Raw genomic sequence first — 14805 nt, forward strand, 5'->3', positions numbered from 1 at the left:
AATCTATGGTGGATACAGAGGCTCGCGGATCGGCGAGCCGTCGCTTACTCGAACCGGATCAGGCTCATATTAACCTGCTAAGAAGTGGTATAATGAAAATTCTCTTTCAAATTAATAGGGGCAAATGTTCAAAAACCATGGCTTTCGTCTTGCAAGACGAGAGTCTTTTTGCTGCCTATATTCGCATCCTCCTGTCTCGAGCAAGTCGGATTTGGAGGAGATCAGTATGAAAAATATGACATTTTATTTTAATTTAATGACTATTGTAGGGAAACATGTTTACACTGTTGGTATGATTTTGGTATTGTTTTTGGCAATGGACTTCCTTGTCAACGCTTTCATGGGAAGAAAGGAAAACGGATCGAACGGGAAAGTTCCATGGAAATCAGCCAGTTGGAGGAAACGAACATGAACAAGTATCCGATTGCCGCAAAGAGTCTCGCCATTTTGCTTATTGGAGCCTCTTTGACGGCCGCTTGCGCCAAGAACGAACCGACGGGGGGACAAAACGAACCTGCATCCAAAGCGGAAGCGCCGAAGAACACTACCGAATATAAAGGCGGACCTGCGGACCTGCTCGTTCAGGACATTAATACGGGGACAACGGACGAACAATTCAAAAAGTTTTTTGCGGACCCGATCAAGGCCAAATACCCGCAAATCAATCTGGTGCAAACCCGGGATTCGCTAGATAAGCTGTTGACCGCGGGAACGCCGCCCGACATCGTACTCGTCAGCAATCCTTCTTTGGGCACGGTCCAGGAAGCCAACGTTCCCGAAGATTTGACGCAAATGATCAAAACGTACGGCGTCAATTTACAGCGGTTTGAGCCCGCCATCGTGGACCAACTGAATCAACTGGGCGACAACAAGGCTTTTTATGGAATTCCGTTTGCGATGAATTATGGCGTTTTGACTTATAACAAAGACATTTTCGACAAATTCGGGGTTCCTTACCCGAAGGATGTGAACACTTGGGAGGAGCTTTACGAGAAAGCCAACCGCTTGACCCGTACAGAAGGCGATGTCAAGTATATCGGCATATTGCCAGGCGCCTTGTCTTCGATGTATTGGCAGTACGGCGTTCCGGTATTCGACAAAACGAAAAAGTCCGCCACACTCACTTCCGACCAGCATGTCAAAGTATTGACTCTGCTCAAGCAGTTTTTTGCGACACCAGGTTATATGGATAAAACGACGTATGCCCATTCGCCGAACTTGTTTTTTAAAGAACAGCGGGTAGCGATGTATCCGGGCTGGGTCGCTTCGCTTATTTCCATGTTCACGACAGCGGGAACGAAAGACTCCTTCAAGTGGGATGTCGTCTCTCATCCGACCTTTGGCGATAAACCGAACTACGGGAGATCCATAGACTTCCATATGGCGGTCGTCAACAAGTCGAGCAAAAACCGGGAAGCTGCCTATCAAGTACTGCTCAGCATTATTTCGGACGAAGTGCAGACGAATATAAGCAAAGCCGGGCGGATGAGCGTGTTGAAAAACGAGGCGATACTTAACACCTTCGGAGCGGAAAGCGGCTTGTTCGAGGGCAAAAACTTGAAGGCGATCTTTAAAGTAAGCCCGGCCCCGCTGCCAGAGGCATCCAAGTACGACGCCAAAATCAATTCATTGCTGAACGATGAAGTCGTTAAGGATGTTATGGTGAATGGAACGGATATCGTCTCCGCCCTTCGGAAAGGCGAGGAGAAAGCCAATAAAGAAATCGTGAGCGTCCAGTAGACGTCGAAGCCGGCTGGGTATGGCGTTATATTGCGGCAACAGCAAGGCGACGGATGGGTTCTCGTCTTCTTTTATGAAGACAGGGGCCCTTTTTTGCGCGATTGATAAAGGAGAGCGGGGATCGCGTCCGGAGTTACTGAAGGCCGGCGTCTAGCATCCCGCCAGTCCAAAGCATGGGGACGCCGTCCTCCGTGGTGACTTTTCTTTTCGATGAATCACTATATAGATGGGAATCTGTTGGAAATATGGCAGCCTTAATCGTCTAACTAACGGGAACGAGAACGAAAACTAAATGAAGACACGCCCCCCGGGTCGCTAACCAGAAAGACGGACGAGCCGACCCGCAGCTCGTCCAGCTCCCGGCTAGCTGCGCCGATTTTCCGAACCCATCTCGATGCTCGTGCTGCAATGATAGCTGTAGTTTTGCATCCCTGTTTCTCCCATCTGTCTGTGAGGTTCAAAGCCTATTCGTTCACCGGCTTTTCGTCGGCATCCACGAACGTGCCCACCACGATCACTTTGCCGATATACACTTCGCCGCGCTTGTAGGCGTCCGGATTCCGGTCGTAATCGGCTTTGTTTTGTACGATTTCTCGTTTATCCGCTATTCCCGGCAGCAGCGTCAATGTCACGGTATGCCGGCCGTCTTCCATTTCGGGCAAAAAGAAATATTGATGCCTCAGATAAGAATTGTATTTCACGAACCGTTCGACCGATACCGGCGCCCGCCCGTCCGCAACGACGCCGAGCCTTCCCGAGAACGGACCTCCGACATCGGCGATTCCGAATGCGGTCCCTTCGAAGGATACGGTCATACTGTCGCCGGGCGTCGCCATTTTCACAAGCCGCGGGTACATTTGTCTGATCGTCTCCTTAAGACCGGCATAGGGCAAAGCCTGGCCGAAATCATCGGCATCCGTGTCCAATTGCTCTAGGCCGACGGCAAAATCCGCGGCATCCCTCGTTGTCGCCTTCTCCCAGTTATGCGGGTCCAGCGGAGCTTTCAGGTCGCGGGCGGCAGGATGGCCGCCCAACCGCTGCATGCTGAGGATGCTTCGGGCCACCGCGCCGGCGTACAACTGGTCGCCCGTACCGAGGGGATGGACGCCGTCTTTCGTGAAAGCGACTTTTCCCGAGGAATCGACCGGCTCGTCCGCCTTCGGCGCAAGCCGCCCGCGGGTATAAAGCTCGCCCAGCACATAGCCGAAAAAGATGCTTGGAATTCCGTAGTGCTCGGCAACCGTTTCAAACGCGACGAGGCTCGAAGGGTAGGATGGTGTCGAGCCTGGCGCATAGGAGGCCACCAAATCGCTTTTCAGCGTATAGACGAAACAGATGTCCGTAAACGGATCTGCTTTCCGCACTTTCCGGACCAGCCCTTCGACATCCCGCAGCCCGGCCCCGTTGACGACGAATTCGACGAAAACGAGGTCCGGCCGATGGACCAGCAAGTCGCCGTCGATCCGCGCCGCTCCCAGGTCCGCGCCCGTGCCGCTGATCGCGGCGTCTACCTCCGTAATCGCCGCGTCGGGAAAACGGGATTTCAGCCACAACGTCGTACGCGGACGCCATCCTCTCTGCTTCGTGATGCTTCCGCCGATATATCCGACCGTTACCCGTTCTCCGCGTTCCAGCTTGTCCAGAACGTTGGGAATGCCATCTCTCACTTTTCGTTCCTTGGCGTTGTCGTAGTCCGGCAGCATCAGGCCATAATCCCGGATGCCGTCTCCCACGGACGAACTGTCGATGCCCTTCGTGTAATCAAGCCCGCCCGATTGGTCTGAAGCCATCTCCTCCACCTCCTGATTTCACCGTAAAACGGGTCTTTTCCGTTGATCGCCCAGCTCCCGATCGTCGTGTCTTATGCCGTCCTTCGCCAATTTGAGGGCCGGCGGGATGTCCGTGCAACGTAAGTTCATTATAATAAGCCGATGTTGCTTTGAACATGGAATAAATCGATTTGCGCCATACAAATTTTGAAAAAAAGCGGCAGGTGTTCAAAGAAAATAAAGTATTGCGCTTTAAGCCGAGAATGGTATCCGATTAACGATGAACAGGCGCTTCATCACCTCGTTGTGTTGTGTATAGTTGCAGTGTCGTTTCTGGCGGCCGACGCCGTTGGCGAGCTGCGCGAGCTCCCGACTGGAAGGGCTCGCCGCTAGCTCCGCCGTGCCGATCAACAATCAATAAAAATATACATTTTAAATTAAAATATACTTTACACTCTATTAAATTACATGCTATACTCGCCTTGAAAGAGGAAAGGTATGGAATCTGAGAAGGGGGCTGAAGGTTGTGAGACTACGCAGAGGATTGACCGGACTGACACTGATTTATGTTGCAGGCTTGCTCGCAGCTTGTGCAGGAAAGGAGGGAAGCGCGGGGGAGCCGCCGAAGGAGGAGCCGCCGAAGCCGGTAACGATCAAAATTGCCTGGTCAGTGCCGAAGGAGCAATACAATAAAATACTGGAGCATCCGTATGTAAAGCAAAACCTCGCGCATGTCACTTTTGAATTTATGGGGGCAGGTTTTACCGAGGTGGAGCAAAGCATTGTCGCGGGGAGCGCGCCCGATATTATCCAGACAAACGCTTCCCAGTTGCGGAAGTACGGCGAAATGGGATTGACGTATGACATGAACGCGCTGCTGAAGCAGCAAAATGTCAATATGAACCGGTTTGTGGCGGAGGAGCTGAACGCCATACGCGAGTACGGCCCGAAGGGCGAGCTGTACGGCGTGCCGAATGCGATTCCCGAGGACCCGAAGGCGGTCGTTACGCCCTTTGCTCTCGTATACAACAAAGACATTTTCGATAAGTTCGCCACCCCTTATCCGAAAGATAACATGACGTGGGACCAGGTCATCGACTTGGCCCGGAAAATGACGCGTACGGACGGGGGCATCGCATACAAGGGGCTGGATATACATAACGCGCCCCGGTATCTTCCGTTTGCTTACGGCATTTTCTTTACCAATCAGGAAGGAAAGGTCGATATTGCCAATCCGGGCTGGGCCGAGGTGCTGCGGGTTTACAAGCGGGCGTATGACGAGCAGGACGGGTATTTGTCGCCGGGCAGCGGCTATTTGACGGAAAGCTTCCTGAAAACGAAAAACGTGGCGATGTATGCCGGCAACGCGGAAATTTTGGTCGTCGATGCCGACAAATACGAGGGGCAAGTCAACTGGGATCTGGTTACATTTCCGAAATTCGCCAACCGCGAGCTGGTGTGGCCGTCCAATCCCGGTGCGTACAGCATTACCCAGACGAGCAAGCACAAAGAAGAAGCGCTTCGCGTTATCACGGCCTTCTTGTCTGACGAGGTACAGCAGGAAACGTGGAAGATGTGGAAAAACCCGGTGTTCTTGAGCAGCAAAAACTACAAAGCGATTCAAGCCATGAAGCCGTTGAAGTACATAGCAAGCCCTTACGACACGATCGGGAATACGGAGCTGTCCAAGAAGCTGAACGATATGGTGAAGAAAGGGACGGACATCAACACCACGCTCCGTGGCTGGAAGGAAGAAACGGAGAAGCTGGTCGAGCAGGAGAAGCGGAAATAGTCCGAACAAAAGGATGCGGGGGAAAACGCTTTACTGCGGTCCGGTGCGTAATAGCCGGAAAAAAGTCCGACAACGCTGGCCGTTTGACGGTCGGCGGCCGGACCTTGCGGCGGGAGCGGGGTAGACCTTCGATCCGCTTTGCGGACACCAAGGCCTTATAGGCGGCAAAAGGGATGCAACAATGAAGGAGATGACGGATTGTGATTCGCGTAACGGTCTGGAATGAGTATCGCCACGAACAGACGAACGAAAAGATTGCCGCCATTTACCCGCAAGGGATTCACGGCGCCATTGCCGCGGGTATCGCCGGGGAAGAGGTGCGGATTAGCACCGCCACGCTCGACGAGCCCGAGCACGGGCTGGGCGGGGACGTGCTGAACGAAACGGACGTGCTGATCTGGTGGGGACACAAGGCGCACGGCGAAGTATCCGACGAGATTGTCGCTCGCGTGCACGAGCGCGTGCTGAAAGGAATGGGGCTCATCGTCCTGCATTCCGGCCATTTTTCGAAAATTTTCAAAAAGCTGATGGGTACGACTTGCGACCTGAAATGGCGCGAGCAAGGCGACAAGGAACGGATTTGGGTCGTCGATCCCGCGCATCCGATCGCCGAAGGGCTCGGTCAATATTTCGAGATCGGGCACGAGGAAATGTACGGCGAGCATTTCGATATTCCCGCGCCGGACGAGCTGGTGTTCATCAGCTGGTTCGAGGGCGGCGAGGTGTTTCGAAGCGGCTGCACGTACCATCGCGGCAACGGCAAAGTGTTTTATTTCCGCCCGGGCCATGAAACGTTTCCGACGTACCACAACAAAGACGTCTTGCGCGTTATCTCCAACGCGGTCCGCTGGGCTGCGCCGCGTCACGGCGTACGGCAAACCTACGGCAACGTCAAGCCGCTCGAGGCGCTCAATAGCGTCCGATAGCCGGCAAGGAGCTTCAACGGAAATGCGGACCCGTCCTCTGACGATCGGGGCTTGCCGAACAAGGCCGGCTCCGTTCTTCGAACAGGGGCGGTAATTCCGTCGAGGCTCCGGCAAACGAAAACGATACGGGGAGGATGGAGTGCAATGACAGGAGTGCCTTCGGAAGAAAAGTACGGACAGGGGGAAGAGGCGGCACAGCTGGAGGAGCGGGATCGGGAGGCGCGGATTAGCCGCAGGACGGTGTTGACCGCTTTGGCGGCGGCCGGGATCGGTTTGGCGGCGGGAGGGGCGGCTTTCGGTCCGCCCGTCCATGCAGGCGCCCATTCGGTGACGAAGTCGGCATACGGCGGATCGGAAGGAACGTCTCCCGCTGACGGGTGCGCCTGCTGTTGCGTCAATATTGTTTGTCATGGGGCCAAAGGCGACGGGGCGGACGATGCGGCCGCGATCCAGGCGGCGATTGATGCCGCACAGGCCGAAGGAAAGAAGGTTTGGATTCCCGAAGGGCGGTTCCGGATCGGCACCGCGCTTTCGGTTCCGTCCCATATGAAGATTGACGGAACCGGCGAGCTGTACACGGACGTTCCGAATTTGAACCTGATCGAAAGCATCGATACGGTGAATGTGACGATTTCGAATATCCGGCTTACTGGAAGCGGTTACGGAACGCAACCGCCGAATACGATCGGCACTCCGAACATTGCCGGTTCGGGCAGCGGCATCGTCTTTGCCAAAGTAACGGACGGTCTGATCGAGAATGTCAAAATTACGAGATGCGGCGGCGACGGCAATACGCCCGATCGCAACGGGGTAGCCGGCGTCTGGCTGACCTACGGATGCAAAAACTGCCGCGTTGTCCGGTGTACGGTGACCCATTGCCGCAATGCGATCAACGAGGACAACTATTACGGGCTGGAGCCGTACGACAATACGTTCGACAACAATGTCGTAGAAGATTGCCGGTTCGGACTCGTAACGGACTGCACCACGGCGGCCAGAGGGCTGAAAATCGTCAATAACACGGCGAAACGGTGCGCATACGGCGGCATCGACATCAACAAAACGGGGCATGTGCTCGTGCAGGGGAATACGCTGGAGGAATGCGGCCTGACCGGTCAGCCGGGAGTGTTTGCGAGCGCGATTACGGTCTACGGCTCGGTGAACTTCCGCGTCAGCCATGTCAGCATTTACGACAACGAGTGCTTCAACAACTGGGGACGGGGCATAAAAGTCGCGCAGAACACCTACTACTGCAAAGTCCATGACAACACGATCGTCGGCAGCCGCAATTCGGGAGGCATCCTCATCCAGGCGTCCCGCTATTATTCGGTAAAAGGCAACACGATCGCCTCGTGCACGGGAACGGCGCTGTACTGCAATCCGGTTGTCGTCGGATCAACATCGGTGGGGATCGACCAGTCGATCGTCGAGGGCAATATTATCCACAACAATACGCAGCACGGCATCTATATGGAACAGGCGTTAAACGTCAATATACGCGGCAACCGCGTCAACAACAACGGTTTGCAGACGGCCGATACGTTTTACGGCATCGCGCTTGCAAACGGCAGCACGGGAAATATTATCGACGGCAATATCGTAACCGGTCCGAATCATAAGGCGGGCATCGCCGCGCTCGATGCCAATTCGAAAAACAATATCGTCGTCTCCAACTATGCGCTAAGCAATGCCTTAAACATGCAGTTTGTTTCCCAAGAGCAATATTTCACTAACAACGGCCAAGACCGGACAACGAGCGGCTCCTCCTATATCGGCGCACTCGATTTGAAGAGCGGCAACGCCCCGATCTTTCTCCGTTCGAGCAGCGGTTTGCCGTCAGGCACAACCGGGGCGGAACTGGTCGTCGATGAAGCGAACAAGCTGCTGTACATCAATTGCGGCGGTGTATGGTACAAAACCGACACGCTCTCTCCCGCCTGAGCCGTTTCGTGAGGAAGGCAAGAAGGAAGGACCTCCGCCTTGGAAGGTCCTTTCTGCTTTTGGCTGATCGTCCGGCTTGCCCGCTTAGCGCCTGGTTTGCGGCGCCGCCGTGCTTCCGCGTACGATGAGCCGGGGCACAATCTCGTCTTTGACCAAGCTGCCTTGATCGTCCGCCTGCTCGAGCAGCAATAGTTCCACCGCACGAATGCCGAGCTGCCGGGCGTTCTGATCGATGGTCGTCAAGGGGGGCGACAAATAAGGCGACACGGTCAAATTATCGTAGCCGACGACGCTCATTTGCCCCGGCACGTCGATCCCCATATCCTGCGCGGCGCGGAGAACGCCGATCGCTTTCATATCGCTGGTGGCGAAAACGGCGGTGGGGGGCTGCTCCAGTGCCATGAGGCGGGAAAACCCGGCATGGCCCATCTCCTCCGTTTCCTGCTGGCCGTCCATCGTAACGACCAGTTCCGGATCGAGCGGGATGCGGTGCTGGTTGAGGGCCAGCTTGTACCCCTGAAGACGCAGCGAAAACTCCTGGTTCAGCTCTAGCTGCGTTTTGCCGGTCAATATAATGCCGATTCGTTCATGGCCCAAAGCAAGCAAATGCTGCGTCGACAAGTAACCCCCGGTCAAATTGTCCGAAATGACGTAAGGAAGACGCAGGTGAGGATAGTAGAAGTGGACCGTGACCAGCTTGTGGCGCTCCTCGATCCAGCGGCTCAACGTTTCGAGACCGAATTCCCGGGCGTTCGGGACATGCGTTAGCACGATGAAGCCGGCGTTTCTGTCGTCGGGCAGCCGTAAGTGGTCATCCGCCTCGCTGATGCTGAAGGCGATGTCGTTCCTTTCGCAGCAGTCATGTATGCCCTCAAGCATGTCGCTGAAGAATCGGTGATTGAAGATATGGGAATTGGCTCGGGGATGGATAAAGTAAACTTTGTCCATAGGCGTGGCATCCGCGTGCTCCCGGATTTTCCCGGCCTGCTCCATGACGAAGGAGCCTTTGCCCTTCACCCGATAGATCAATCGATCTTTGGCCAGCTCCGTAAGTGCGCGGCGTGAGGTGATCTCACTCGTATTGTACTGTTTCGCAATCTCTCCTTGAAGCGGCAAAGGAGTGTGAGACGTTAGCTCACCGCGCAATATTTGTTGCCTCAGGTCGGTATAGATTGTTTTGTATAAAGGAACAAATTTTTCTTCTTTTGACATGCCCGAATCACTCCTTGAATATAAAGTATACTTAAAAGTGAGACGATTACAAGCAATCGGGAGCAAAGTTCGAGAAAATCACTGAGAAAAGTATGTTTTTCAAAATGTTCATAACCTTTAATTATGCTTTGACGTTATAATGATCATGGATGAACGAAAAGGAGATCGACGAAATGGAACATTGGAAAGCGAGCTGGATTTGGGACGAGTCTGCGAAGGGGAAGCCGAACGTATATATCGAAGCAAGAACCCGCTTTACGCTATCTGCGCTTCCCGATAAGGCCAGCCTGCGCATTACGGCCAATCAGGAATACGTCGCGATGCTGAACGGCAAAACGGTCGGCCGAGGACCGTCTCCGGCGGACAACGGTTGGCAGTACTACGACACGTACGAGGTTGGAGATTTTTTGGTAGAGGGGGAAAATGCGCTCGCCATTCTGGCCTACAATTTCGGTACGAAGGAAATCGCTACCCAGCAGTTTCAAGGCCCCGGCGGACTGTTTGCCCAACTCGACATCCGGATCGGGGAAGCGGGCCTCTGCATCTTTACGGATGAGACGTGGAAGCTTCGCCGCTCTCCGCGCTGGGTACAGAAGGTTTCCCGACAGCACCACTGGAACGGCTACAAAGAATTGTACCTGGCCGACAAGGAAGACGGCTGGGAGCGGGCGGGGTACGACGATTCCGGCTGGCGGCCGGCCGACGTCGTCGCCCTCGCGCTTCAGGCGGACAGTCCGTGGCCGCGTCTGCTGGAGAGGGAAATCCCGTTTTTGCTGCAAGAGCCCAGATGGCCCGAGGATGTCGTTACGATCGATGCCAACTATGGAGCGGTTTCGGGAAGCGAGTCCATACTAGGCCCCGGCGAGCACGACAGAGCTATGACACTGGAGGCTGAGCGACCGGGAGCGATGCCCGGCGTCGTGTTCGACTTCGCCCGCGAGGCGGTCGGCTATGTGGAGATCGTCGCGGATGCGCCTGAAGGAGGCGTGCTGCAACTGCTGTATGGGGAAACGCTGGACATGGCGTTGTTCGATACTTTTGTGCTGAAGAAGGGGCGAAACGTGCTGTCCCCTTTCGGAAGAAGGGCGTTCCGGTACGTCAAGTTCGTGCTGCAGGCGGCGCCGGAGCCGGTGCGGCTTCGCCGGTGCATGCTGCGGCAAGTCCGCTATCCGTTTGAGCGGCAAGGCCGTCTGGAAACGAGCAATCCGCTGCTGAACCGCATCTGGGAAATCGGCCGGTACACGACGATGATAAACAGCCAGGATCATCTCGAAGACTGCCCGCTGCGCGAGAAAGCGCTGTGGATCGCCGACGGCGTCGTGATGGGCAGAGTCATTGCCTACACGTTCGGAGATCGGGCACTGGTGCGCAAATGCTTGCTGCAGGCGGCGCGAATCCAAAATGCCGACGGTTCCATTCCCGGAACGGGACCGGAACGAAACACGTTCCTGCTTCCGGATTTTTGCGCCCATTGGTTGTTCGGGGTATACGACTACTGGCGGTATACGAAGGACGAGCGATTCCTGTCGGACGTATGGGAAGCGGTCGGGCTTGTGCTCGAATGGTTTCATGCCCAGCTTGACGAGACGGGCTTGTTTGCAAAAGCGGACCGTGCGGGCTGGTGGTGCTTCATCGATTGGTCCGACGACATTGACCGGCGCGACCGGGTGACGGCCGTCTCCTGTTTTTATTACAAAGCGCTGCGGTATGCCGTGGAGCTGGGCGAAGCGATGGGTCAGCCGGAGCAGGCCCGGCTCTGGGAGGAACGGGCCCGGGCGTTGCGGGAAGCCGTACGCACACAGTTATGGCTAGACGATGCCAAGGCGTTTGCGGATTGCTTGACGGAGAATGGGCTATCCGCAAGCATAACGCTGCAATCGAATTTTGCGGCGATCTGGTCGGGCATCATGACGGAAACGGAGGCCGGTCGGTTTCTGGACGACAATTGGAGAACGGGCAGGCTGCCGAACATCAAGGGTGCTTTTTTTTACCACATCGTGCTGGAGACGCTGTTCGACATGGGGCAGGAGGAAATGGCCTACGAGGAAATCGCCGCCTATTGGGGAGGCATGCTGGAGCGCGGAGCTACGACCTGGTGGGAAGTATTCGATCCGCATTCGCCGGGCTGCACGTTGCCGAGCCCTTATCAGGGCAACACGCCGACATATTTGATGGATCACGTGCCGGTCAGTCTTTGCCACGGCTGGGGAGCGTCACCGACTTATTTGCTGACGAAGCACGCTCTCGGCGTGAGCATCGACGAGCTTGGGGAGAACACGGTTCGCTTGACGCTTGCGCCGGGTTCGCTGCAATGGGCCGAAGGGGAGGTCCCGACGGCGCTCGGTATGCTGAAGGCGGAATGGACCAGGAACGCGGAAGGCCGCATCGATTACCGCCTCTGGCTGCCGGAAGGCTTGAGGTGGGACGGTGTAGTGCCGGCGGGCTGCGTTGTCCGGTTGATGTGAAGCGGGAAAGCCGGTATCCGCTCTCGGATGAACGATTATTTTGGGAATACGTAGAGAATTTCCGGAAAAGGCATCCGAAAGATGCTCGGGACTACAATGGAGGCTGAGGTCCTTTTTATCGAGGAAAATCGGGAAGACTATTAGCGATCAATAAATAAATGAAGCCTACGAACTTACAGAAGACATGGCAACATACCGCCAAGCTAAGTCAAAAAAATTAAACACCTGAATATGGTTGAATCAGCGCGTCATCGATTCCTTGCTTCTTTAAGCCAGGTCGGGAGATTTTGATTGATTAGTGGAAAGAAAAGGCTGTGCCTTAAGCCGTCGGCGGCTTCGGGTACAGCCTTTCGATATAGATGGGGAAAAGTGCGGTTAACCGTTAATCAAAGACTCGTCTACACGGTCCAGCATATATCGGCCCGCCGGACCCGGAGCCCGGTTAATCCATTGGCCCTTCGTAAAGTCGGGGATGCTGACCGGGGCGCTGCCGAGTGCAATCGAATCTTCGGAAAGCACGGTAATCGCCATCCACACCGCCGTGTCGTAGACGTCGATCGGCGTGTCCGTCCCGTTTTTTACGCTTTCGGCGAAGGCGCGGAGCACCAGATGGTCCATGCCGCCGTGACCGCCTTGGACCCCGTCGCGCAAAAATTGCTTCCAGATCGGATGCTCGTATTCCTCGCGGTAGCCGTCGAACGATTCCCACTTGTGAAGCGGGCTTCTTCCCTCGATATGAATCGAGTTGTTGTCCTCCATCCACAGCCCTTTCGTTCCTTGCACCCGGCCCGCCCGGGAATAAGGGCGCGGAAGCGTCGTATCGTGAACGATCGATATCGTTTCGCCGCCGGCGCATTTGATCATCGTCGTGACGATGTCGCCTTGGGCGAACTCCTTTTTGGCCAGCGGGTCGTTTTCCCCGAACTTGTCCGTCGCCCACTGGCGAATGCCGCGCGCTTTCGAAGACATCGAGGTTAATGTCACGAGCCGGTTGCCGCGGTTCATATTCAACATTTTGGACACCGGGCCGAGTCCGTGGATCGGATACAGCTCGCCGTTGCGGTGCAAATAGTTGCTGAAGCGGTTATGGCGGTTCTGTTCGCCGAGCGCCACCTCGCTGCGCAGGTCATGCTCGTAGCCGCACTGGCAATGAATCAGCTCGCCGAACAGCCCTTGCTTGACCATATGGAGGACGGCAAGTTCTTCCCGTCCGTAGCAGCAGTTTTCCAGCAGCATACATGGCACACCGGTTTGCTCCGAAGTCCGGACCAGCTCCCAGCACTCTTCGAGGGCAGCGGCTCCGCCCACCTCGATTCCCGCGTACTTGCCGGCTTTCATAGCAGCAATAGCGATCTCGGCGTGTGTAATCCAGGTCGTGGCGATAATAACGCCTTGTATGTCGCCGCGAGCAAGCAGCTGTTTGTAGTCCGAATACCCTTCCGCCTTTGGCCTTCCCGCTTCCGTTACGATATCCAGCGCTTTCTGCAGACGGTCCTCGTAAGGATCGCATACGGCCGGTATTTCCACGTCGTCCATGACCAGCAGATTATGGAGCAAGCCTTTTCCTCTAGCGCCAAGTCCAATGACTCCCAATTTAACCTTTGATTCTGTTTGCATGAACAATTCTTTCCTTTCAAGGCTATAATCATCTCGATTTTTCCGCAATTTCTTTGTTCGCTGCATCCTCAGCTTCGCGAATTGCCGTGTTGACGTCGATTTCACCGTTGACTACCCGAGTAAGCGAAGTGTTGATATGTTTGAACACATAGGCCGTATTCGTATGCGGAGCTACCGGTGCAGCAAACTGGCTTTTAAATACGGCTTTAATATTTTTGCCTTTCAGCGATTTCATATTGTTTCCGTACATTTCTTTGATCGATTGGTCGCGGAGTGCGGTGAAGCGGCCATGGTCGGTAATCAATTTCTGTACGTCGGATGAACCGAGCAATTCTATGACCTTGAATGCTTCTTCTTTATGTTTGCCGAGAGAAGACAGCAGCAGGAAATGACCCGACGAGGCGACCGTTGTATTCGGTTTTTCCTTGAAGCTCGGGAATTGGGTGAGGTCCCAGTTAAAGTCTTGCGGCGTTCCATACAATTTCTCCAACGCAGCAATACGGGCGTCGTAACTGATCGCCATTGCCACCGTCTGATCTTTTAGAAACCCGTTGTTCAACGTCGCTCCCGCAAGGGCGTCTTTGTTATTTGGGATGTCAGTAAACGCTTTGTACAGATCGAATAGCTTTTTCCAGCCCTCTTGGACGACCAAATTCGCTTTGCCTGTTTTCGGATCGACGAGAGGCAGACTCAGTTGTGTAGATACATCGCCGATCCCTTGTATGAAAGCGCCCTTATACTCAACGCCGTCCATAACACGCGATATCTTTTTTGCCGTATCCAGTGCGTCGTCCCATGTCATGCCGTCTTTCGGATAAGGAACACCAAATCGATCAAAGATGTCTTTGTTGTAAAACGTAGCAGTAAAGTTAAGTGAAAACGGAAGTCCGTACAGCTTGCCGTCACCTGAGTATACTTGCGCGGTTTGAAGTGCGGCGGGATCGTATTTCGTCAGATCCACCTTGTTCTTGGCGACTAACGGATTCAAATCCTCGACCGTCTTCAAATCCCGGTGGTTCGTAATGCGCGGATACGTGCTGAAGATTAGGTCCGGAAACTCGCCGGAGGCAATGAAATCTTGAACGCCTGCATCTGCCTTGCTATTGATGACCAATTCCATGGAGATGTGCGGGTATTTGGCTTTCACAGGGGCAGCGATCAGATTTTCGAATTCATCCTTCGTAATGGTAGCGCCATCCTGCATCATAATCAGTTTCACCGGTGCCGGCGGTTCGCTCGGTTTTTGGGAGACAGGGGGAGTGGACGAGTTATGATTTGCTCCTGTTTCCGGTGTCGCGGTGTTGCCGCAAGCGGACAAGACGGCTCCTAACATGCCCAGTGTT

9 protein-coding genes are annotated in these 14805 nt (G+C 54.7%); 5 read left to right on the forward strand and 4 right to left on the reverse strand.

The features are described from left to right. Positions 1–408 precede the first annotated feature (408 nt). Complete coding sequence (locus FE784_RS26235) at positions 409–1740, forward strand: ABC transporter substrate-binding protein (RefSeq protein WP_176706529.1); 1332 nt, start codon at positions 409–411, stop codon at positions 1738–1740. A gap of 464 nt (positions 1741–2204) precedes the next feature. On the opposite strand, the gene FE784_RS26240 is transcribed toward FE784_RS26235, so the two are convergent. Then, positions 2205–3530, reverse strand: coding sequence for an SGNH/GDSL hydrolase family protein (locus FE784_RS26240; protein WP_139605224.1), 1326 nt, complete (start codon positions 3528–3530; stop codon positions 2205–2207). A gap of 505 nt (positions 3531–4035) precedes the next feature. On the opposite strand from FE784_RS26240, the gene FE784_RS26245 reads away from it, so the two are divergent. The 3 genes from FE784_RS26245 (at position 4036) to FE784_RS26255 (ending at position 8168) form a co-directional block, all read left to right on the forward strand. After that, positions 4036–5301 (forward strand): ABC transporter substrate-binding protein, encoded by a 1266-nt coding sequence (locus tag FE784_RS26245; RefSeq protein ID WP_139605225.1) that lies wholly within the window; start codon positions 4036–4038, stop codon positions 5299–5301. 200 nt (positions 5302–5501) lie between these two features. Then, complete coding sequence (locus tag FE784_RS26250; RefSeq protein ID WP_139605226.1) at positions 5502–6227, forward strand: ThuA domain-containing protein; 726 nt, start codon at positions 5502–5504, stop codon at positions 6225–6227. A 144-nt stretch (positions 6228–6371) separates the two neighbouring features. Then, entirely contained in the window at positions 6372–8168 is a 1797-nt protein-coding gene (locus FE784_RS26255; RefSeq protein WP_139605227.1) for a right-handed parallel beta-helix repeat-containing protein, read from the forward strand. Positions 8169–8252: 84 nt separating this feature from the next. On the opposite strand, the gene FE784_RS26260 is transcribed toward FE784_RS26255, so the two are convergent. Continuing rightward, positions 8253–9380, reverse strand: a complete 1128-nt coding sequence (locus tag FE784_RS26260; RefSeq protein ID WP_139605228.1) for a substrate-binding domain-containing protein — start codon at positions 9378–9380, stop codon at positions 8253–8255. Between the two features lie 173 nt (positions 9381–9553). On the opposite strand from FE784_RS26260, the gene FE784_RS26265 reads away from it, so the two are divergent. Further along, positions 9554–11845 (forward strand): alpha-L-rhamnosidase-related protein, encoded by a 2292-nt coding sequence (locus tag FE784_RS26265; protein ID WP_139605229.1) that lies wholly within the window; start codon positions 9554–9556, stop codon positions 11843–11845. 375 nt (positions 11846–12220) lie between these two features. On the opposite strand, the gene FE784_RS26270 is transcribed toward FE784_RS26265, so the two are convergent. Then, the gene (locus FE784_RS26270) at positions 12221–13462 is read right to left on the reverse strand and encodes a Gfo/Idh/MocA family protein (protein WP_139605230.1); all 1242 of its coding nucleotides are present in this window, start codon (positions 13460–13462) and stop codon (positions 12221–12223) included. Positions 13463–13490: 28 nt separating this feature from the next. Beyond that, entirely contained in the window at positions 13491–14669 is a 1179-nt protein-coding gene (locus FE784_RS26275) for an ABC transporter substrate-binding protein (RefSeq protein WP_176706530.1), read from the reverse strand. Between the last annotated feature and the right edge of the window lie 136 nt (positions 14670–14805).

The organism is Paenibacillus hemerocallicola (assembly GCF_006265175.1).
GTDB lineage: Bacteria > Bacillota > Bacilli > Paenibacillales > NBRC-103111 > Paenibacillus_AB > Paenibacillus_AB hemerocallicola.

Bases quoted from the DNA above. Each gene is read 5' to 3' on its own strand.
- FE784_RS26275 (WP_176706530.1), bottom strand. From the start codon at position 14,669: ATGATGCAGGATGGCGCTACCATTACGAAGGATGAATTCGAAAATCTG.
- FE784_RS26260 (WP_139605228.1), bottom strand. From the start codon at position 9,380: ATGTCAAAAGAAGAAAAATTTGTTCCTTTATACAAAACAATCTATACC.
- FE784_RS26270 (WP_139605230.1), bottom strand. From the start codon at position 13,462: ATGCAAACAGAATCAAAGGTTAAATTGGGAGTCATTGGACTTGGCGCT.
- FE784_RS26235 (WP_176706529.1), top strand. From the start codon at position 409: ATGAACAAGTATCCGATTGCCGCAAAGAGTCTCGCCATTTTGCTTATT.
- FE784_RS26255 (WP_139605227.1), top strand. From the start codon at position 6,372: ATGACAGGAGTGCCTTCGGAAGAAAAGTACGGACAGGGGGAAGAGGCG.
- FE784_RS26240 (WP_139605224.1), bottom strand. From the start codon at position 3,530: ATGGCTTCAGACCAATCGGGCGGGCTTGATTACACGAAGGGCATCGAC.
- FE784_RS26265 (WP_139605229.1), top strand. From the start codon at position 9,554: ATGGAACATTGGAAAGCGAGCTGGATTTGGGACGAGTCTGCGAAGGGG.